Source organism: Mesorhizobium sp. B2-3-5 (genome assembly GCF_006442395.1).
In the GTDB taxonomy this organism is placed as follows: Bacteria; Pseudomonadota; Alphaproteobacteria; order Rhizobiales; family Rhizobiaceae; genus Mesorhizobium.
Genome location: NZ_VFVX01000061.1, coordinates 1 through 19160, shown reverse-complemented (window position 1 = coordinate 19160; position 19160 = coordinate 1). Strand labels below are relative to the sequence as shown.

The window sequence follows — 19160 nt, the reverse complement described above, 5'->3', positions numbered from 1 at the left end:
GCGCAGAACTGCGTCCACTGCAAGACTTGCGATATCAAGGACCCGAACCAGAACATCAACTGGGTGCCGCCACAGGGTGGAGAAGGCCCGGTCTACCAGAACATGTGAGTGGCGGCAGCTCTGCTGTCGCCCTCGCGAGACTGGCCGCTTCGCTCAAGCCCGTTGAAGCGCCTCGCCGAGTGTGGTCTGCTTGGCTACCCATAAAGGAGGCGGACATGCGCCTGACCAGCCTGACGATGCTTGCCGCGGCCTGTGCGCTGTCCTGCGTGTCAGCCGCATCGGCGGGCACGAAGATCGTCGTCCATGTCCGTAACTATGATGTTGCCGGAAAGACCGGGGCCGAGCTTGTCGAGGCGATGGACCGGCAGGGACCCAAGCACGGCTATATGACACGCGCCATCGCCGAAACTGGCTACACCGTGCATTGGGATCTCGATATCAGCCGTCAGGATGGGATCTGTCATTTGCGGCAGGCCAACGGCACGCTCGACCTGACCTACACCTTTCCGCGGCTCTCGCCGGCAAGCCCAGGCCCGCGCAAGCGTTGGGACCGGTTCATGGCTGGCGTCCGCAAGCATGAGCACACGCACGGCCGCATCGCCAAGGAGATGATGCGGGCGACCGAGACCGCGCTTGCCGGCCTGGAACGCCCGGACAACTGGTTCTGCACCGGCACACACTTTGAGGCGAGACGGCGCATCAACGCCATCTATGCCGAATACGAAGCCAAGCAGAACGCTTTCGACGCGCGCGAGCACCGTAATGGCGGCCATGTCGAGCACCTTGTCGACGCTTTGGTGGGGAAGCCCTGAAGGCCCGATCCAGTCGTGTGCCTGGAGGTGATGAAGGTGCGTTCAGCCGCGCGGACCGGGGACCGGGTTGTTCGACGCCAGCGCGCTCTCATGTTCGTCATGAGGCTGTTTGTCGTCGGGCCGCAGCGTGAACTGGACCAGGACCGGCAGATGGTCGGAGCCGGTGTCCTCCATTCGCGTCGACGACAGGATCGTCAACGCGCCCTTGCTGAACACCTGGTCGATAGGCAGGCCTGCATAGCGGCGCAGGACGTCGGGCAGAGTCCGGTGGATCCAGGTCGGGCCTGCCGAAGGCATAAGTGTCAGCCCGCCGAGAGCCGCGATCCGCCGCACAGCCGCGCTCCACGGCACGGCGTTGCAATCGCCGGCCATGATCGCGGTCTCGCCGAGCGCGGCCAGTGGTTCCGCCAGTTCGCCGATCTGCCAGTATTGCTCCTTCGGCCAGGGCCAGCTCAAATGGATCGCGGCGACGTCGACACCGATCCCGCCGAAATCGATGGTGGCGGTCGCCATCGCGCCCCGCGGCTCGCAACGCGGCGCGGTGCCGGCGACGAATGGCCGGCGCGACAGCAGCGCCACGCCGAACGTGCCGTTGGGATAGTCGCAAAGAATGCGGTAGGGGTAGGCGCTGGCGATATAGCTGAACTCGGTCGCCCACATCGCCGAGACTTCGTCAAGGGTGATCACGTCCGGATTGGTGCGGCCGATCAGGGAAAGCACTTTCTTCGGTGTCGGGTTGTTGAAGCGCAGATTCATCTGCAGCAGGCTGTAAGTCATTTTATCCGCCGGCTTGGCGACGGCCTGCTGCGGCCAGAATCTGGGCAGCGCGCTTACCGTCGTCGCGAGGCTGGCGACGGCAAAGAGCAGGGCCGCCGCGGCCTGCAGCCGAAACGAACTGGCGAGCAGCGGCAATGCCAGAAGCGCCATAAGCACGCTGAGATGCATGCGGAAATGCGAGAAGGAATCGAAAGCCGGATGCAGCGTGCCGAAGAACCCGGCCAACAGGGCGGCCGCTAGCGCCGTCATTGCCAGGAATGCCACCCCAGCCGTCATGTTCGAGCGCGCGCCGCCTGTTGTCATTGAGGTCGTGTCTGCTGAATGTCGCCTGACGATCCGTTCGACCTGTTTATCGGCCAAATTGCGGCCTGAGCAAGACGACGAATTGCCTCGCGGCGGGCTCGCGGGCGCCTACTGGAACGCTGTCTCCGAGAAACTCCGCAGCTTGCGCGAATGCAAGCGTTCCATCGGCATCTCGGCCAGCTTCTCCATCGCTCTGATACCGATGGTCAGATGCTGCGCCACCTGGCGCTTATAGAACTCGGTCGCCATGCCGGGCAGCTTCAACTCGCCATGCAGCGGCTTGTCGGAAACGCACAGCAGCGTGCCGTAGGGGACGCGGAAGCGGAAACCATTGGCGGCGATCGTCGCCGATTCCATGTCGAGCGCGATGGCGCGCGACTGCGACAGGCGCTGCACCGGTCCACGCTGGTCACGCAGTTCCCAGTTGCGATTGTCGATGGTGGCGACCGTGCCGGTGCGCATGATGCGCTTCAAATCGTAGCCGGACAGGCCGGTGACCTCGGCAACCGCTTCCTGGAGCGCGACCTGGATTTCGGCCAGCGGCGGGATCGGCACCCACACCGGAAGATCGTCGTCGAGCACATGGTCCTCGCGCACATAGGCGTGCGCCAGCACATAGTCGCCCAGCGCCTGGGTGTTGCGCAGCCCGGCACAGTGGCCAAGCATCACCCAGGCATGCGGCCTCAGCACCGCGATGTGGTCGGTGATCGTCTTGGCGTTGGAAGGCCCAACCCCGATATTGACCATGGTAATGCCGCCATGGTTCGGCTTCTTCAGGTGGTAGGCAGGCATCTGCGGCAGGCGGGCGGGTGGGGTGCCCTCGCTTGCCGTGCCGGCGCGGGTCACGACATTGCCCGGCTCGACGAATTCCACATAGCCGCCGCCGCCGTTCTCCATCAGGTCGCGCGCGCGGGCGACGAACTCGTCGATGTAGAACTGGTAATTGGTGAACAGCACGAAATTCTGGAAATGCTGCGGGCTGGTGGCCGTATAGTGCGTCATGCGGTGCAACGAATAATCGATGCGCTGCGCGGTGAATGGCGCCAGTGGCCGAGGCTCGCCGAAGGCGACCTCGAACGTGCCGTTGGCGATCTGATCGTCGGTGCCGTCCAGGTCCGGCACGTCGAACAGGTCGCGGATCGGCCGCTTGATGCGTTCGGCCGCCGCGCCGTCGACATAGGCGCCCTCCAGGAAGGCGAAATGCAGTGGGATCGGCGTGGTCGATTCCGAAACCGTCACCGGCACACCGTGATTGCGCATGATCAGGCGAAGCTGCTCGACGAGGTAATTCTCGAACAGCCGCGGCTGGGTAATCGTGGTGGCGAAATGGCCGGGCGTCGGCATATGGCCGTAGGCTTGGCGCGAGTCCACCTGGGTGAACGAACTCGTGGTGACGCCGATCTCGGGATAGAAGGCGCGGTAGCGCTTGCTGCTGTCGCCGCCGGCGGCAAGGGCGGTGAAGGAATCGCGCAGGAATTTGGTGTTGCGGTCGTAAAGCATCTGCAGTGCTGCGACCGCTTTTTCGGCGCTGTGAAAGCTTTGCCGGCCAAAAGGCTCCGGCATGACGACGGATTCGATGGCTTGGGGGTAGATTCGCTTTTCCATGGCTCAATATAGAGACTTGGACGAGCGGTTGGGAGGGGGCTTGCCGCTGAAGCCGCTCAAAGCGGCATTTTTCTTCATCCCCGCTGCAGGCTGACCAGCAGGACCAACCCCACGCCGGACTTTTTCAGCGCTGGCGCCTCGATCGTCGATCCGGTATCGGCGCGCATCATCGGCACGGCCAGGACCGGGACGGCCAGAAGTATCAGGATGAGCGCCGCCCGCGGCAGAAGCCGAAGGGTCTTGAGGGCGTTGGCGGCGATACGGTCCATGATGTCCGAGCTTTTCTTTTCGAGGTCCGGATACTCTGGTTTCAATGGCGAAGGTTGGTCGGGCAGGCGAGGCGGCAGAATCTGGTGGCTTCGTCCCAGGAGCGGGCCGGACGGCCCACTTCGGCGACGAGGATGGCGAAGAATATTCCAAACAGGCTCATCAGCAGGCAGACGATGGTGAAGCGGCGGGCGAGCATCGGATGGTGTCTCCTTCAATGCGCGGGAGAATGCCCTGATGCCCCTGAACCGGCTCTGATGCCGGCGTTCATCTGCGGTTCAAATTGATTGACGGGATCTTGTCTGGCCGCCGCCGATCCGGACGGCAGCAGGCAGCGCATCCGAGCGCCAGTGCCAGCGTATCGATCAAACGAAAACGGGGCCTGCCAGGCCCCGCTTGAGATCACAAGGAAATGGTCGATCAGAGCTTGTGCCAGGTCTGGCTCTTGCAGATCAGTCCGCCCAGCACGCAACCGCTCATCTTGAGCGAGGTGCCCGATAACGTCGCCTTGCCCGAATAGGTCCTGTCGTTTGCCGGATCGGTGATGCTGCCGGCATATTTGCTGTCGCCGGCCGCCTTGAGCGACCCGATGGTCTTGCCGGCATATTTGCCGGACTTGAGCGTGATGGAGAATGAATCGCCGCCTGAAATGGCCGCGGTGTCGCCGGCTTGCGTCTTCCAGTTGCCCTCGATCGGATCGGCCCATGCCGTCCCCGCCATGATCAATGTGGCTGCAAGGGCCAGGCTCACTTTTCGAAACATGTTCTTCCTCCCTATGGATAGCCGGCCGGATGCTCCGCCTCGCCGGTCTGCCGCTTACGCAAACGTAAGCTAATCCAGCTCCCGCCAAAACAAAAGCGGTGCCGCAACGGAAGACTTTGGGATTCTGAAAACGCCTGAATTCGGATCGTCGGAGAGGAAATGAAACGGTCGGCGCTTCGTGTTTGCTTCCCGTGGTTAGCGGAGTGTTGATTCCGCCTCCGCGAATTTTCGTCAAATTTGGCGAAAACCAGCCGAATTGCTGGCTTCGTATCCTTAACGAATTTCCGTGTTTACCTATTGTTTTAGCTTTGTTTTCCTCAAATTAAGCACGCCATTTAACGACGGATTCAAGCCTGAGCGGCATTCTCGAAAGCATCGAAAGAGCGGCCCGGACAACGAACGGAGGCAGCTCTCGGGAGCCAGACAGGGGACTAAAATGGCACGTTTTGAAATGCTTGAAGCAGGCTTCGGCGCCATGGGGGCAACTGCCCAGGCCGACATCCTTTTCGAACTGGGCATGATGTACGCGACCGGCCGCGATTGCGAGACCGATGTCGTTGCCGCCCACAAATGGTTCAACATCGCCGCCATCAAGGGTTCGGCCCGCGCCGCGGAACTGCGCTCGGAACTGTCTGCGGCCATGTCGAAGGTCGAGATCGCCAGGGCGCTACGCGAAGCCCGCGAATGGATGACCATGCACTGAGTTTCCGCCAGACGGGGAGATATTGGCCAAGGCCGCGCAAGATGGCCGGGCCGGAACAGGGAAAGGCTGCGCAGACAGTCGAACGGCAAGAACAAGAATGCGGCAGGCGCGACAGGCCCAGCCGCGCGACGGACCATGATCACCAAAAGCGGACTCCGGCTTTCGGGCAAGATCACGGCCGATAGGAAGACAGGGACGGCCAAGTTGGGGTTCGCGGCGCGGGGGCGTTGGGGAAGCAGCCGACAGGCAAAAAAGCCACGACCAGCCGGAACAAGGCTGGCGTGGCTTTTTGCGTGGATGAGGCCATGCAGGCCCAATCGAGTGACGTCAATGCGCCTAGACAGGTTCGATGAAGGATGAAATTGTCCGGCCTCTCTGGAAGAAGCGTGGCCGGGGCGGCCGCGCGCGAGTGGAGGAGTTCTATTGTCATGAAAAGAATGAGTATTTTGGGCGCGGCCATTTTCGGGCTGATGATGAGTGCGCCGGTTGCGCTCGCCGACGACATCACTTTCGCCGTGGTCGGTCCGATGACCGGACAGCTCGCCACCATCGGCGATCAGTTCAAGCAGGGCGCGCAGGCCGCCGCCGACGCCATCAACGCCGCGGGCGGTGTCAATGGCTCGATGATCAAGCTCGACATCGAGGACGACCAGTGTGACCCGAAACAGGCTGTGTCGGTCGCCAACCGCATTGTCGCCAACGGCGTCAAATTCATCGACGGCCACGCCTGCTCGGGTTCGAGCATTCCGGCGTCCGCTGTCTATGCCGAAGCGGGCTCGCTGATGATGAGCCCGGCGTCCTCGAACCCGGTGCTCACGGACGACGCCGCCAAAAAGGGTTGGTCGACAATCATGCGCCTGTACACACGTGACGACGCGCAGGGCGCCTTCATCGGCCCGTGGATCGCCAAGAAATATGCCGGCAAGAACGTCGTCATCCTGCACGACAAGAGCGCTTACGGCCAAGGCGTGGCGGATGCCGTCAAGTCAACCATGAATGCCGGCGGCCTCAAGGAAGTGTACTACGACGCCATCAATCCCGGCGAGAAGGACTATTCGGCCCTCGTCACCAAGCTGAAGGACCTCAAGGCCGATGTCGTCTATTTCGGCGGCTATCACCCCGAAGCCGGCCTGATCCTGCGTCAGTCGGCTGAGCAGAACCTGAAGTTCCAGCTGATCATGCCCGACTCCATCGCTTCACCGGAGTTCTGGCAAGTTGCCGGCCCGGCCGGCGAAGGCACCATGTTCGTGTTCCCATCGGATCCGCAGGCAAAGCCGGAAGCCAAGGCTGCCGTCGAGAAGATCAAGGCCGGCGGCTTTGTGCCGGAAGGCTTCACGCTGTTCTCCTACGCCGTGGTCCAGGCTTTCGCCGAAGGCATCAAGCGCGCTGGCAGCGACGATCCGGGCAAGGTTGCCGAAGCGTTGAAGAATGGTCAGCCGATCAGCACCGTTGTCGGTGAAGTCACCTTCGACGAGAAGGGCGACCTCAAGAATGCCAGCTACGACATCAATCAGTGGCATAACGGCAAGTACGCGCCGATCGCGCAGTAATCTCGGATAGTGAGATGCAGGGAATGGCCGGGTTCGTCCCGGCCATTTTCTTTTGCGCCGGCAATGCGCCCTACGCGTTCTGGCCCTCGACAAAGCGGGCAAGCACCGTCCCGTCGGTGACCTGTGCGCCTTCCGTGGCGATCTCGGCGATCACCCCGTCATGCGGCGCGGCGATGGTGTGCTCCATCTTCATGGCCTCGAGGATCAGCAGCGGTTGCCCCTTGATCACGGTATCGCCCTTTGCCGCGCGCACCAGCTTGACCAGACCCGGCATCGGCGCGCGCAGGCTGCCGGAGGCGGTTGCCGCGTCATCGCTTTTGGCCAAGGGGTCCGGCACCGCGAAGGTATAGCCGACAGCGCCTTCGAATACGGTGACGTGGCCAGGCCAGCGGGCGAGGCGAGGAAGGGCGCGCAGGTCGTGCGAATTGGCGCTGTCATAGGGTACATCGAGCGCCACCTGGAAGCGCCCGTCCGCCCGCACCGAAACCTTGGCCAGAATATCGTCCTCGCCGAATTTCAGCCGCATGCGCCGCGCCCCGACATGGAAATGTGCATAGCCGGAAAGTGACGACCAAGGGTCGTTCGATGGCGGCAATGCCCCAGCACCGGAGGCGGCGAGGGCGGCTGCCGAGATGATTGCGCTGGTTGGCGACGCGATCTCGGTCAGTGCATCCTGATGCCTGCCGATCAGGCCGGTATCGACATCGCCCGCACAAAAATCCGGATCGGCGGCAAGGGCGGCAAGAAAGGCGGTGTTGACGGTGGAACCGGCAATTTCGGTTTGCGACAGCGCCACACCGAGGGCTTCCAGCGCCGCTTGCCTGTCCTTTGCATGGACGATCAGCTTCGCGATCATCGGATCGTAATAGGGTGAGATCGTATCGCCGGCCCGCACGCCGGTCTCGATGCGCATCGTGGCCGCGTCGGGTGCCGCCTCGGGAAACTTCAGATGATGCAGCGTGCCCGTCGCGGGCAGGAACCCTCGTGCCGCATCCTCCGCATAGATGCGCGCTTCGAAGGCATGGCCGGCAAGCGCAATCTCGCTCTGTGTCTTCGGCAGCCTTTCGCCGCTGGCGATCCGCAACTGCCACTCGACCAGATCGGTGCCCGTCACCATCTCGGTGACCGGGTGCTCGACCTGCAGGCGCGTGTTCATTTCCATGAACCAGAAGCGATCGGCTTTCAGGCCTTGCGAGGCATCGACGATGAACTCGATGGTGCCAGCACCGGAATAGTTGATCGCCTTGGCGGCTTTTACCGCCGCTTCCGTCATTGCCTTGCGCAATGCCGGCGTCATGCCGGGGGCAGGCGCTTCCTCGATCACCTTCTGGTGGCGGCGCTGCGCCGAGCAGTCGCGTTCGTAGAGATGCACGGCATTGCCGAAGTTATCGCCGAAAACCTGCACTTCGATGTGCCGCGGCTTGTCGACATACTTCTCGACCAGAACGCGGTCGTCGCCGAAAGCGGCCTTTGCCTCGCGCCGGGCGCTGGACAGCGCCTCGGAGAAATCATCGGGATGCTCGACGCGCCGCATGCCCTTGCCGCCGCCGCCCGCGCGCGCCTTGATCAGCACGGGGTAGCCGATCTCGCGTGCCTTGGAGGCGAGCAGCACGATTTCCTGCGCCTCGCCATGATAGCCCGGCACGACCGGAACGCCGGCCTTCTCCATCAGCCGCTTGGCGGCGTCCTTCAGCCCCATGGCGCGTATCGAGGCCGCCGACGGGCCGATGAAGGCGAGGCCCGCCGCAACCACCTGGTCGACGAAATCAGGGTTTTCCGACAGGAAGCCGTAGCCGGGATGGATGGCCTGCGCGCCCATCGCCAGGGCCGCCGCGACAATCCTGTCGCCGCGCAGGTAGCTGTCGCCGACGGGCGAGGGGCCGATATGAACCGCCTCATCGGCCATCTCGACATGCAGGGCCTTGGCGTCGGCATCCGAATAGACAGCGACGGTGTGCACGCCCAGCTTCCGGGCCGTGCGGATGACACGGCAAGCGATCTCGCCCCGATTGGCGATCAGGATTTTGCTGAACATGGAGCCTCCCGGATCTGCGTCGGGCGGCGCCATGCTGGTGGGCGCGCGCCTATTTCGAGGCGGCGATCTCGCAGGCGCCGCCATTCGTTACTTTGTAGTGCGCGCGCGTGGCCACGCAGGATTTCATGGCAAGCTCTTCCGCCACCTTTTGCGATGGCGCATTCAGGCGCGCGCCGCACAGGATGTACAGTGAAACCACCCTTGAATATGGTGTGGTGGCATAGGCGGAATGGCCACTGGCCGCCACATAGGCTTTGTAGGCCTTTGTGCATGGCGACTTCGGATCTCCAGACAAGGTCGGTGGGAAGTGCTTGTCTCCCTCGCTTCCCGCTAGCGATCCGGCCGTGCTCACGCCAGATGCCGCGAATAGAAGCAATGCTGAAAGTATTGAGGTGGACACCCTCCAAAAATACTTCAGTTTCATTTTTACCCCATCCCAGTTGCAAGGTGCAGGATGAGCAATAGCGAACTTTTTCCGATGCCACCAGCTCCGCAGGGGTGGATCGCAATGTCGTGAGTGGACGAAAAGTCTGGCTTGTAAAGTTCAATTGTCACCAAATGCAGCAAGGGCCCGCCGGTATATTTCTACCATTGGTTCGTCGAAGCAGCAGAAAATAATGATTTCGGGAACCGCGCTCCGTTCGATGAAATCACTGGCCACATCGACGGCGATTCCGGCCGCAGCCTCTTTCGGATAGCGGTAGACACCAGTCGAGATTGCTGGAAATGCCACTGAGCGGCAGTCATTGGCGACGGCTACTTCGAGCGAACGCCGGTAGCAGGAGGCCAGCAGTTCGGCTTCACCCTTGCCGCCGCCTTGCCAGACTGGCCCGACCGTGTGGATGACATGCCGAGCCGGCAGTTTATAACCCTTGGTGATCTTGGCGTCGCCAACGTCGCAGCCGTTCAGCATCCGGCACTCGAATTCAAGCTCGCGGCCCGCCGCGCGGTGAATGGCGCCATCGACCCCACCGCCACCGAGAAGCGAGGTATTGGCGGCATTGACGATGGCGTCGACATCCAGCTTCGTGATGTCGCCGGTGCGGATGCGGATCCTGTCCAGCGCCTTCCTCATCTCACATCCTGAACACGCCGAAGCGCGTGTCCTCGATTTCGGCGTTGAGTGCCGCGGAAAGGCTCAGTGCCAGCACTTCGCGCGTCTTCGCCGGGTCGATGATGCCGTCGTCCCAGAGGCGGGCGGACGAGTAGAGCGGATGGCCCTCATGCTCGTATTTCATCAGGATCGGCTTCTTGAACTTCGTCTCTTCCTCCGCGCTCCATGCACCCCCCTTGCGCTCGATGCCTTCGCGCCTGACCATGGCGAGCACGGTTGCCGCCTGTTCGCCCCCCATCACCGAGATGCGGGCGTTCGGCCACATCCACAGGAAACGCGGCGAGTAGGCGCGGCCGCACATGCCGTAATTGCCGGCGCCGAACGAACCGCCGATGATGACGGTCACCTTTGGCACGCTGGCGGTGGCAACCGCCATCACCAGCTTGGCGCCGTCCTTGGCGATTCCGCCAGCCTCGTATTTCCTGCCGACCATGAAGCCGGTGATGTTTTGCAGGAAGACCAGCGGAATCCTGCGCTGGCAGCACAGCTCGATGAAATGCGCGCCCTTCAGCGCGCTTTCGGAAAACAGCACGCCGTTGTTGGCGAGGATCCCGACCGGCATGCCATGGAGATGGGCGAAGCCGGTGATCAGTGTCGTGCCGTAATTCTGCTTGAACTCGTCGAATTCGGAGCCGTCGACAAGACGGGCAATGACCTCGCGCACATCATAGGGCTGGCGCAGATCGGTCGGCACCACGCCATAGAGCTCGTCCGTCGGATGAAGTGGCGGAATTGGTTTGTGTAAGTTCAGGCTCACGGCCTTGTTCCGATTCAGGTTCTTGATGATGCGACGGCAGATGGCGAGGGCATGTTCGTCGTCCATCGCGTAATGGTCGGCGACGCCGGAAAGCCGTGTGTGCACGTCGGCGCCGCCCAGATCCTCGGCGCTGACGTCCTCGCCGGTCGCCGCCTTCACCAGCGGCGGGCCGCCGAGGAAGATGGTTGCCTGGTTGCGCACCATGATCGTCTCGTCCGACATCGCCGGAACATAGGCGCCGCCAGCCGTGCAGGAACCCATGACGCAAGCGATCTGCGGGATGCCGGCCGCCGACATATTGGCCTGGTTGTAGAAGATACGGCCGAAATGCTCGCGGTCGGGGAACACCTCGTCCTGGTTGGGCAGGTTGGCGCCGCCGCTGTCGACCAGATAGATGCAGGGCAAATTGTTCTGCAGCGCGATCTCCTGCGCGCGCAGATGCTTTTTCACCGTCAGCGGATAATAGGTGCCGCCCTTCACCGTGGCATCGTTGACGACGACCATTACCTCCGTGCCTTCGACGCGGCCGATGCCGGCGATCATGCCGGCCGAGGAAATGTCCTCGCCATACATCGACCACGCGGCGAACTGCCCGATCTCGAGGAAGGGCGATCCGGTATCGAGCAGTTGAGCAAGACGTTCCCGAGGCAACAGCTTGCCGCGGGAAATGTGCCGTTCGCGCGCCTCGTCCGAGCCACCGCGTTCGACGGCGGTGGCTTTTTCGGCGATGTCGGCGACCAGTTCGCGCATGCGTTCGGCGTTGGCGCGAAAGGTTTCGGAAGAGGGTGAAATCTGGGTTTGCAATGTAGCCACGTTGTCCTCACACCCCTTGATGCCGTTGCGGAACCAGTGTAACAGCCCGCGCCCGGATGCTGCGTGCCAAGCGTGGCAGCCTTTGTATGAATGACACCCTCAGGAGGCGACGATGAAAGGCATGCTTTTGCATTTCACCAGATGTCTCCCTTCGGCCATGGCCTGACGCCGCCGAAGGGCGGCTTTCCACGTCCCGAGTTTGAGCAAAAGGAACACCGCGCTTTGAGGCGCGGTGGGTGTCAAAATGTATTTGCGGTTCGTAACGCCGCTGATCCACCCGAAGAGCCGGGTGGAGACCGGCTTCTTCCACGCGTCCTGGTACCTGCGCCTGAACGGCTGCCCGGATTGGATTCACGGCGAACTGGAGGATCAGTTCGACTGGTTCAATCGGCATTTGCCTATTCCAGGCCGGGTTGGCCGGCACTTCAAGCGCCGTAACTCGATCTGGGGCATCTGCTGGTTCCATCCGGACGCCCGGGAAGCGATCAGCCGGGCACGCTATTGCGCCTGGTTGATCGAGGAGGGCGGCTTGCCGGTGCGCTCGATCACGTCGGCGCGCCAGCGCGAGGTTCTGTGGCGCGACCCGCACCAGATCGTTGCCAAGCCAACCGATGAGCTGCCCAAGGCATTCGGCTGAAGCGGCGGAGGGGGACATCACACCCCCTCCGCCATGATTTCGCGGCCGATCAGCCAGCGGCGGATTTCGCTGGTGCCGGCGCCGATCTCGTAGAGCTTGGCGTCCCGCAGCAGGCGGCCGGTCGGATAGTCGTTGATATAGCCATTGCCGCCCAGCAGCTGGATGGCGTCGAGCGCCATCTGCGTTGCCCTCTCGGCTGCGAACAAAACGCAGCCAGCGGCGTCCTTGCGGGTTGTATGGCCGCGGTCGCAGGCCGCGGCCACGGCATAGACATAGGCGCGCGCGGCGTTCATCACCGTGTACATGTCGGCAAGCTTGCCTTGCACCAGCTGGAACTCGCCGATCGGCTGGCCGAACTGCTTGCGGTCCTGCACATAGGGGATAGCCACGTCCAGGCACGCGGCCATCAGGCCGATCGGGCCGCCGGCGAGCACGGTGCGCTCATAGTCGAGCCCCGACATCAGCACTTCGACGCCGCGCCCTTCCTCGTGCAGCACATTGTCGAAGGGAACCTCGACATTCTCGAACACGAGCTCTCCGGTGTTGGAGCCGCGCATGCCGAGCTTGTCGAGTTTTTGCGCCACGGAGAATCCGGCCATCGCCTTTTCGACGATAAAGGCGGTGATGCCGCGCGATTGCCGTTCCGGATCGGTCTTGGCGTAGACGACCAGCGTTTCAGCGTCCGGACCGTTGGTGATCCACATCTTGGTGCCGTTGAGCACGTAGCGGTCGTTGCGCTTCTCGGCGCGCAGCTTGAGCGAGACGACGTCGGAGCCGGCGCCGGATTCCGACATCGCCAGCGCACCGACACGTTCGCCCGAGCACAGCGCCGGCAGGAATTTTTCCTTCTGCGCCGACGTCGCCCAACGGTTGATCTGGTTGACGCAGAGATTGGAGTGAGCGCCGTAGGACAGGCCGACCGATGCCGAGGCCCGCGAAATCTCCTCGACCGCGATCACATGCGCGAGATAGCCCATGCCGCTGCCGCCGAAGTCGGGGTCGGCGGTGATGCCAAGCAGGCCGAGTGAGCCGAGTTCGCGCCATAGATGCGCCGGGAATTCATTCGACCGGTCGATGTCGGCGGCAACAGGCGCGATCCTGTCCTGGGCAAAGCGCCGCACCATGTCGCGCAGCGCTTCGATGTCCTCGTCATGCCCGAAGCCGAGCGTGTTCGTATACATGCCGTTCCTCCGCACCGCCGATCCTGGCGCCGACCAGGCGCATTGTCATTGAAAGATATGTCGCCGTCACTTCAGTGATCGATAGCCGCTCGCCCGGGCGAAACCAGACGATGACGCCCGTCATCATCTGGATCAGCGCCATGGCCGTCAGGCCGGTGTCCTCGACATTGAAGGTGCCCGCCTCGGCGCCGTCGCGCAGGATGGCGCGCAGCTCCTTTTCGTAGGCTGTGCGCAGGCGCAGGATCTGCGTCAGCCTGTCGGGCGACAAGCTGCGCAACTCCATGTTCGACACATGCGTGGCGTGCCGGCGCTCGATGTGGAAAGCGATGTGATTGCGCACATAGGCAGCAAGCTGCCCGGTCGGATCGGCATGGTCTGGCCTGGCGTTTTCCCAAGCCTCGCGAAGCCCTTCCATATGCTCGCGCATCAGCGTGAACAGCAGGTCTTCCTTGGTCGGGAAATAGCGGTAGAGCGCGGCGGCCTGCACGCCGACCTCGGCGGCCAGCTGGCGCATCGACATCGCCTCATAGCCGTAGCGCGCGATCAGATTGACCGCCGCCTCGCGGACTGCCGCCTCGGTTCGTTCGCCGTCCGATCCTGTGGTGCGCGCCATAGTTGCCTCGCCAAGGGGGTAATAATAAAACGAACGTTCAATTAATTCAAGGCCCTGTAACCTAGGCCCTGCCTATGCGACGATCCTGAAATCTCCAGGCGCGGTCCAACTCTCGAGTTCCTCCACATCCACCCTTGAGACCGATGAGCCTGCCGGGCCTTGCCCAAGCCGTTCGATCATGGCTGAGATCGCCGCGTCAGCCCCGGAAAGTCGCGCCGTCACCGAGCCGTCTCTTTCGTTGCGTACCCAGCCCATCAACCCAAGTCCACTCGCTTCGCCTCGCGCCCAGATCCTGTAGCCGACACCTTGCACCTTGCCGTGGACGCGCGCCTGCACTGCTCTTGTCCGGTCATCCATGGCTCGCTCCCTTGCCTAGAGTCTGGCGCAGGATCGAACGAAGGCAACTGCTGAAGAGATCATGGCCATCAAATTAATGAGCCATGGAGCGCGGGCGGGCCGCCCGGTCGGCCATCAGGGAAGCCGCTGAGCTATCGTATGTGTCGGCACGCGCCAGGCATCTGCTCGGCGCAGCGATCGCTTCCGAGAGCTTGGAGATGCGCTAGTTTCCGCGCGCAGCCGCCAGCGCGCCGGGAAGTTCCTCGGCGAAAATGTCCAGTTCGTGGTCGAGACCGACACTGACACGGATGCAGCGGTCGAGCCTTGGCGCCATCGGCTTGCGGATGAAGACGTCGCGCGACAGCAGCCCCTGCAGCACTTTCAGCGCGAAGGCGCCGTCATGGCCGCAGTCGATGGTGACGAAATTGGTTGCCGAGGCAAGCGGCTTCAAGCCGTTCTGCTCGGCGATCGCCGCGATGCGTTGGCGCCCGGCAGCCACCCGCGCCACCACCGTCTCGAGATAGGCCTGGTCGGCAAGCGCTTCGACGCCGGCGATCTGCGCCATGCGGCTGACACCGTAGTGGTTGCGGATCTTCTCGAAGTCGCGGATGACCTCGGCTTCGGCCACGGCGTAGCCGCAGCGTATGCCGGCAAGCCCATAGGCCTTTGAAAACGTCCGCATGCGGATGACGTTCGGGCGCGAGACATCGATCGGCGGCAAGGCCGAGGCAGGCCCCAGTTCCCCATAGGCCTCGTCGAGCACCAGCATAGTGGTTTCCGGCAGCGCCTCGATGAAGCGGATGATCTCGTCGGCTTCCCACCAACTGCCCATCGGATTGTCGGGATTGGACAGATAGACCAGCGGCGCCTTTTCCCGGACGACCGCCGCGAGCAGGCCATCCAGGCTCTCGCGGTCGTTCTCGTAGGGAACGGTGACAAGCCGTCCGCCGACGCCGGCAACATGGAAGTTGAAGGTCGGATAGGCGCCAAGCGAGGTCACCACGGCGTCGCCGGGCGCCACATACATGCGCGCCACCAGGCTGAGCAATCCGTCAATGCCTTCACCGACAACGATGTTCTCGACCGCCACATCGTGATGCGCCGCAGCCGCCACCTTGAGATCGTAATTGTCGGGGTCACAATACATCCACTGGTCGCGCGCGACCCTCTCCATGCGAGCGATGACGCGCGGCGAAGGGCCAAAACTGCTCTCATTGGCGCCGATACGGGCGCGGAAAGCCCGCCCGCGCTCACGCTCCTGTGCTTCGGGGCCGACAAAGGGCACGGTCGACGGAAGTGCGGCGATGACCGGCGAGAGGGTAGGGCGCTGACGCATGGGACGGAAAGCTCGCGTGGAAAGGGGCCCTCTTGCTAGCGTGAGTGAAAGGTGGGTGCAAGTTGCATTAAGAAGCGGAAATGGACATTGTGACGGGGCTACGCCGCCTGTCGATGCGCTCGGCGAAGGCCGCCTGGGCGTGTCTCGATGAACGGAACCCAAGACGTGGCTGCCGCGCCTACCTGACGATACGTTTTCGCCATGGGCGATGCCTCGTCCGCGACACAAACTGCATGCTCCGACTGGATTCCTCCGGCCGCTTTTGCTAGCGAAATACAATGAGCAATCGATTGCCGCCCGCTTGGGCAAAGCACCTCAAAACCCAGTCTACATCGCGCAAGGTCGTATCGCCGAAAACTGCACCACCGCAAAGGCAGCCAATAGCCGGTTCGGCTCGCGGCCATTCCGACGATATGGCACTGAGGCAGGCGCTAGAACTACAGAAAGCTGAACGATTGGCTGAGGCAGAGGAACTCTGCCAGCACGTGTTGGCGCGCACGCCGAACCATCCGCTGGCTCTGTATATCCTGGGAACGCTCGGCCTCGGCCACGACGACGAGAAAGCTTTGCGATATTTCGCCAGGGCGGTCGGCGAAGAGCCTGGAAACCCTTACTACCACCTTAGCCTCGGCGAAATTTATTTGAAGCTCAGCGAATTTACGCCGGCGATCAAGCACATTCAGCAGGCCTTGGCATTGAAGCCGGATCTGGTGGAAGCGCTTTGTGCCTTGGGTAATGCTTACAATGCGTTTGACAAAGGAGAAATGGCGCTGCCGCTCTTCGAGAAGGCGCTCAAGATCAATCGAGATCATCCTCTCGCCCGGATGGGGCTGCCCCACGCGCTCGCAAGTCTCGGTCGTATGGACGAAGCCGCGGTTCATCTGAAAGAGGCAGTAGAAAGGCGCATTGCCGTGCCAAACGCGTACAACGCACTTGTACACACGCGCAAATTCACCGAAGAGCCGCCGGAACTCACGGCGATCCTGACGGAACTTCGAGACCAGGCCCATGGAGCGGAAGGAGCGGCAATGCTCCATCACGCGGCTGGAAAGCTGCTCAACGACCTCGGTCATTACAAGGAGGCGATGGACCACTTCAAGAAAGGAAATCAAGCCGGAGGCCAAAAATTCGATCTGGAAAACTACCGCCGGTGGGTGGATGCCGTGATCGAAACTTTCACTCCGGAAATGGTGGCCTCGATGGCGGCTCATGGCAGCCCGTCGGAGGTGCCTGTATTCATTGTCGGCATGCCTCGCTCGGGAACGACACTGACCGAACAGATCTGTGCCAGCCATCCCAATGTTCATGGCGCCGGCGAGCTCAGCAAGCTCAGACGAATGGCCAATGGGATCGGCCTCAAGGGCAGCTCCGAGACAGACCCCGGCAAATCGGTCGCGACGATTACTCCCGAACTGACCAAGATGCTGGCAGCAGAACATCTTGCCTATCTACGTCAGCGAGCGCCTGACGCGCTTCGAATCGTCGACAAGATGCCCCACAATTTCGAGCTGATCGGCCTGATCGGCATTCTTTTTAGCAATGCACGCATCATTCATTGTCGTCGCGATGCCATCGACAATTGTGTCTCCTGCTTTGTTCTGCAATTCAGCACAACGCACAGCTACAGCGCCGACCTTCAGACACTAGGTCTTTACTACCGCGAGTATGATCGTCTGATGCGGCATTGGACAAAGGTTCTTCCGGGTCGCATCTTTGAAAATCGCTATGAGACGTTGATTGAAAATCAAGAGGAGCAGTCGCGTCGTCTCATAGATTATCTTGGCTTGCCATGGGACAACGCCTGCCTGCGCTTCTTTGACAGGGATAGCTCGGTAAATACCTACAGCCTCTGGCAGGTTCGCCAGCCGATATACAAGTCCTCCGTCAAGCGATGGAAGAATTACGAAAGCGAGATTCAGCCGTTGATCGACGCTTTGGGAGATTTGGCTGAGGTTTAACAAACATTTGCGGTTGGGGCGCAACCGCCATGGCTTTATCATCCTAGACTAGGGTCCAGACCCAAACAAGGTTGATCTGATTCAACGGCTTAATCGAAAGTTGGGGGATCAAGGCGATGGATGCGAGCTTGTTTTGGTTCAACGATGAGCAGTGGGCTGCCGCTGGCAGGATTGCCGAAGGACTATGGTCCGCACAAGACGGTCTACAACCGCTTTGCGCGGTGGAGAGAGGGGCGTTTGGCAAAATATATTCAAAAGCGTTGCCTCGCCTGACGATCCGCCTGAATAGGCGGCCTTGGATTCCAGCAGTGTAAAGGTTCACCGTTGCGTTCACGGCGGAAAAAGGGCCGATTTTCAGGCGATCAACCTCACGAAAGGCGGCCAAACAGCAAGATTCACGCGATAGTCGACGAATCCTGCCGCCCTTGGGCGTTCATCCTCACGCCCGGCAACGCTGCTGATTGCGTGATGGCTTACAAGAACCGCGCTCGCGCGAAACTTCTTTTCGGGCCTTTGCTCCGTCGCTACCCTGCCGAGTCCGGACCCCAAGCGGAGCGCAGACCCTGGATCCTGTGACTTTGCCGAAGGGTCGAGCGGTCCAGAATCGGGTACCCTGCGTCGAGTTCCTTCACACCCCTCGCAGCAGCTGCGCCGCCGCTGCGGAGGGCGGGCAGGCCAGAGGGGCTGTCCCTCGGGCGCCGCGCAATATCCCGTGCCGCGGCTGCACTCGCGGGTCACGGCATGAACTCTCGGGTCTGCGCAGTCGCGTCGCTACCGCTCCGCGCTAGGGTGACGAAGCCCTGGACTGCTGCTCGCACGACTCGATCAGATAATCGCGTCACCTAATATGAAAAACCCGGCGGTTGCCCGCCGGGTTCGATTTCAGTCAGACGCTGCTGATTAGAACGAGCGCTGGAAGCGGAGCATGCCGCCGACGCTGTTCTTCTTGTCGGCGCCGGTCCAGTTGACGTTGGTGAAGCTGGCCGGATCGTCGAAGCGACCATAGTGGTCGTAGTCAACTTCGGCCGTGACCGTGAAGCCTTTAACGATGTCGTAGGCAACGTTCGCCGCAACGCCGTAGTTCTTGTCGTCGTCACCCGACACCTGGAGGTTGAACGAGGTCTTCTCGTTGAACTTGTACGTGCCGCCGGCCCACCAGGCCCAGTTGCCGCCCCACTGCTTGTAGAAGCCGCGGCCATGCGCCGAAATCACGTTGGCCGGGTCGTTGAGGTTGTTGTCCGAGCCGTAGCCGAACATGGCGAACAGCGAGATCGCGTCATTGACGTTCACGTCCAGACGGACCTTGCCGGCGACTTCTTCGTAGTTGCTGTCATAAGCCACGACGCCGCTGATCGCACCCCAGCCCTGGGTCCACTTCACACCGCCGACGACGTGCGGAACATAGCTGTCGATGGTGCCGACAGTGCCGGAGCCTTCTTCGAGCGAGACCACGGCCGAAAAGCCGTTGCCGGCGTCGAAGTAGTACTGGACGACGTTGGTGTCGAAGTCGCCATAGGGAACGATCGTGTCGTTGATGACATTGCCGGCGTAGCCGATGAACGTATCGAAGGCCGATTCGTCCTTACCGACACGGAGACCAC

20 protein-coding genes are annotated in these 19160 nt (G+C 62.0%); 6 read left to right on the top strand and 14 right to left on the bottom strand.

The window, feature by feature from the left end; genetic code table 11:
- Both FJ958_RS30665 and FJ958_RS30660 read left to right on the top strand, forming a co-directional pair.
- Nucleotides 1–108, top strand: a 108-nt coding sequence (locus tag FJ958_RS30665) for a 4Fe-4S dicluster domain-containing protein (RefSeq protein ID WP_132554266.1), incomplete at its 5' end; no start/stop codon positions are given.
- A gap of 107 nt (nucleotides 109–215) precedes the next feature.
- Nucleotides 216–812: a DUF922 domain-containing protein gene (locus tag FJ958_RS30660; RefSeq protein WP_140749635.1), complete on the top strand. Its 597-nt coding sequence runs from the start codon at nucleotides 216–218 to the stop codon at nucleotides 810–812.
- 42 nt (nucleotides 813–854) lie between these two features.
- On the opposite strand, the gene FJ958_RS30655 is transcribed toward FJ958_RS30660, so the two are convergent.
- From FJ958_RS30655 to FJ958_RS30640, 5 genes are all read right to left on the bottom strand, one after another.
- Nucleotides 855–1892 (bottom strand): endonuclease/exonuclease/phosphatase family protein, encoded by a 1038-nt coding sequence (locus FJ958_RS30655; protein ID WP_246679850.1) that lies wholly within the window; start codon nucleotides 1890–1892, stop codon nucleotides 855–857.
- 108 nt (nucleotides 1893–2000) lie between these two features.
- Nucleotides 2001–3455 carry an AMP nucleosidase gene (locus FJ958_RS30650; RefSeq protein ID WP_246676801.1) on the bottom strand — a complete coding sequence of 485 codons (1455 nt, stop codon included), beginning with the start codon at nucleotides 3453–3455 and terminating at the stop codon, nucleotides 2001–2003.
- 116 nt (nucleotides 3456–3571) lie between these two features.
- Nucleotides 3572–3766 carry a hypothetical protein gene (locus FJ958_RS30645; RefSeq protein WP_140749629.1) on the bottom strand — a complete coding sequence of 65 codons (195 nt, stop codon included), beginning with the start codon at nucleotides 3764–3766 and terminating at the stop codon, nucleotides 3572–3574.
- 41 nt (nucleotides 3767–3807) lie between these two features.
- On the bottom strand, nucleotides 3808–3963 hold the full coding sequence (locus tag FJ958_RS31755) for a hypothetical protein (protein WP_181176581.1): 156 nt from the start codon (nucleotides 3961–3963) through the stop codon (nucleotides 3808–3810).
- A 221-nt stretch (nucleotides 3964–4184) separates the two neighbouring features.
- A complete protein-coding gene (locus FJ958_RS30640; protein WP_140749625.1) occupies nucleotides 4185–4526 on the bottom strand; it encodes a DUF2147 domain-containing protein in 342 nt (113 codons plus the stop codon).
- Nucleotides 4527–4962: 436 nt separating this feature from the next.
- Here FJ958_RS30640 and FJ958_RS30635 point away from each other — a divergent pair, with 436 nt between their 5' ends.
- Entirely contained in the window at nucleotides 4963–5229 is a 267-nt protein-coding gene (locus FJ958_RS30635) for a sel1 repeat family protein (RefSeq protein WP_115145099.1), read from the top strand.
- A gap of 428 nt (nucleotides 5230–5657) precedes the next feature.
- Complete coding sequence (locus FJ958_RS30630) at nucleotides 5658–6779, top strand: branched-chain amino acid ABC transporter substrate-binding protein (RefSeq protein ID WP_140699771.1); 1122 nt, start codon at nucleotides 5658–5660, stop codon at nucleotides 6777–6779.
- 70 nt (nucleotides 6780–6849) lie between these two features.
- Here the strand turns inward: FJ958_RS30630 and FJ958_RS30625 are convergent, their stop codons facing one another.
- From FJ958_RS30625 to FJ958_RS30610, 4 genes are all read right to left on the bottom strand, one after another.
- The gene (locus FJ958_RS30625) at nucleotides 6850–8814 is read right to left on the bottom strand and encodes an acetyl/propionyl/methylcrotonyl-CoA carboxylase subunit alpha (protein WP_140749621.1); all 1965 of its coding nucleotides are present in this window, start codon (nucleotides 8812–8814) and stop codon (nucleotides 6850–6852) included.
- A gap of 49 nt (nucleotides 8815–8863) precedes the next feature.
- Entirely contained in the window at nucleotides 8864–9238 is a 375-nt protein-coding gene (locus FJ958_RS30620; RefSeq protein WP_181176580.1) for a hypothetical protein, read from the bottom strand.
- A 120-nt stretch (nucleotides 9239–9358) separates the two neighbouring features.
- Nucleotides 9359–9889 (bottom strand): O-acetyl-ADP-ribose deacetylase, encoded by a 531-nt coding sequence (locus tag FJ958_RS30615; protein WP_140749618.1) that lies wholly within the window; start codon nucleotides 9887–9889, stop codon nucleotides 9359–9361.
- 1 nt (nucleotide 9890) lies between these two features.
- A complete protein-coding gene (locus FJ958_RS30610; protein ID WP_140749615.1) occupies nucleotides 9891–11498 on the bottom strand; it encodes a carboxyl transferase domain-containing protein in 1608 nt (535 codons plus the stop codon).
- A 244-nt stretch (nucleotides 11499–11742) separates the two neighbouring features.
- On the opposite strand from FJ958_RS30610, the gene FJ958_RS30605 reads away from it, so the two are divergent.
- Nucleotides 11743–12135, top strand: a complete 393-nt coding sequence (locus FJ958_RS30605; protein WP_140749612.1) for a hypothetical protein — start codon at nucleotides 11743–11745, stop codon at nucleotides 12133–12135.
- 17 nt (nucleotides 12136–12152) lie between these two features.
- Here FJ958_RS30605 and FJ958_RS30600 read toward each other — a convergent pair whose 3' ends face one another.
- The 4 genes from FJ958_RS30600 to FJ958_RS30585 all read right to left on the bottom strand — a co-directional run bounded on the left by FJ958_RS30600 (nucleotide 12153) and on the right by FJ958_RS30585 (nucleotide 15601).
- The gene (locus FJ958_RS30600) at nucleotides 12153–13316 is read right to left on the bottom strand and encodes an isovaleryl-CoA dehydrogenase (RefSeq protein ID WP_140749609.1); all 1164 of its coding nucleotides are present in this window, start codon (nucleotides 13314–13316) and stop codon (nucleotides 12153–12155) included.
- Nucleotides 13285–13929: a TetR/AcrR family transcriptional regulator gene (locus FJ958_RS30595; protein ID WP_140749606.1), complete on the bottom strand. Its 645-nt coding sequence runs from the start codon at nucleotides 13927–13929 to the stop codon at nucleotides 13285–13287. The genes FJ958_RS30600 and FJ958_RS30595 overlap by 32 nt, the downstream gene beginning before the upstream one ends.
- Before the next feature lie 72 nt (nucleotides 13930–14001).
- Nucleotides 14002–14286: an acylphosphatase gene (locus FJ958_RS30590; protein WP_140749603.1), complete on the bottom strand. Its 285-nt coding sequence runs from the start codon at nucleotides 14284–14286 to the stop codon at nucleotides 14002–14004.
- A gap of 202 nt (nucleotides 14287–14488) precedes the next feature.
- Nucleotides 14489–15601 (bottom strand): pyridoxal phosphate-dependent aminotransferase, encoded by a 1113-nt coding sequence (locus tag FJ958_RS30585; protein WP_140749600.1) that lies wholly within the window; start codon nucleotides 15599–15601, stop codon nucleotides 14489–14491.
- A gap of 278 nt (nucleotides 15602–15879) precedes the next feature.
- On the opposite strand from FJ958_RS30585, the gene FJ958_RS30580 reads away from it, so the two are divergent.
- The gene (locus FJ958_RS30580) at nucleotides 15880–17559 is read left to right on the top strand and encodes a sulfotransferase (protein ID WP_140749597.1); all 1680 of its coding nucleotides are present in this window, start codon (nucleotides 15880–15882) and stop codon (nucleotides 17557–17559) included.
- 900 nt (nucleotides 17560–18459) lie between these two features.
- Here FJ958_RS30580 and FJ958_RS30570 read toward each other — a convergent pair.
- Nucleotides 18460–19160 (bottom strand): porin (locus tag FJ958_RS30570; protein ID WP_140749591.1); only part of this gene is annotated, 701 nt, incomplete at its 5' end.

Excerpts from the sequence above, each read along its gene's own strand:
- FJ958_RS30660 (WP_140749635.1), top strand. The coding sequence starts at position 216 with ATGCGCCTGACCAGCCTGACGATGCTTGCCGCGGCCTGTGCGCTGTCC.
- FJ958_RS30655 (WP_246679850.1), bottom strand. The coding sequence starts at position 1,892 with ATGACAACAGGCGGCGCGCGCTCGAACATGACGGCTGGGGTGGCATTC.
- FJ958_RS30650 (WP_246676801.1), bottom strand. The coding sequence starts at position 3,455 with ATGCCGGAGCCTTTTGGCCGGCAAAGCTTTCACAGCGCCGAAAAAGCG.
- FJ958_RS30645 (WP_140749629.1), bottom strand. The coding sequence starts at position 3,766 with ATGGACCGTATCGCCGCCAACGCCCTCAAGACCCTTCGGCTTCTGCCG.
- FJ958_RS31755 (WP_181176581.1), bottom strand. The coding sequence starts at position 3,963 with ATGCTCGCCCGCCGCTTCACCATCGTCTGCCTGCTGATGAGCCTGTTT.
- FJ958_RS30640 (WP_140749625.1), bottom strand. The coding sequence starts at position 4,526 with ATGTTTCGAAAAGTGAGCCTGGCCCTTGCAGCCACATTGATCATGGCG.
- FJ958_RS30635 (WP_115145099.1), top strand. The coding sequence starts at position 4,963 with ATGGCACGTTTTGAAATGCTTGAAGCAGGCTTCGGCGCCATGGGGGCA.
- FJ958_RS30630 (WP_140699771.1), top strand. The coding sequence starts at position 5,658 with ATGAAAAGAATGAGTATTTTGGGCGCGGCCATTTTCGGGCTGATGATG.
- FJ958_RS30625 (WP_140749621.1), bottom strand. The coding sequence starts at position 8,814 with ATGTTCAGCAAAATCCTGATCGCCAATCGGGGCGAGATCGCTTGCCGT.
- FJ958_RS30620 (WP_181176580.1), bottom strand. The coding sequence starts at position 9,238 with ATGAAACTGAAGTATTTTTGGAGGGTGTCCACCTCAATACTTTCAGCA.
- FJ958_RS30615 (WP_140749618.1), bottom strand. The coding sequence starts at position 9,889 with ATGAGGAAGGCGCTGGACAGGATCCGCATCCGCACCGGCGACATCACG.
- FJ958_RS30605 (WP_140749612.1), top strand. The coding sequence starts at position 11,743 with ATGTATTTGCGGTTCGTAACGCCGCTGATCCACCCGAAGAGCCGGGTG.
- FJ958_RS30600 (WP_140749609.1), bottom strand. The coding sequence starts at position 13,316 with ATGTATACGAACACGCTCGGCTTCGGGCATGACGAGGACATCGAAGCG.
- FJ958_RS30595 (WP_140749606.1), bottom strand. The coding sequence starts at position 13,929 with ATGGCGCGCACCACAGGATCGGACGGCGAACGAACCGAGGCGGCAGTC.
- FJ958_RS30590 (WP_140749603.1), bottom strand. The coding sequence starts at position 14,286 with ATGGATGACCGGACAAGAGCAGTGCAGGCGCGCGTCCACGGCAAGGTG.
- FJ958_RS30585 (WP_140749600.1), bottom strand. The coding sequence starts at position 15,601 with ATGCGTCAGCGCCCTACCCTCTCGCCGGTCATCGCCGCACTTCCGTCG.
- FJ958_RS30580 (WP_140749597.1), top strand. The coding sequence starts at position 15,880 with ATGAGCAATCGATTGCCGCCCGCTTGGGCAAAGCACCTCAAAACCCAG.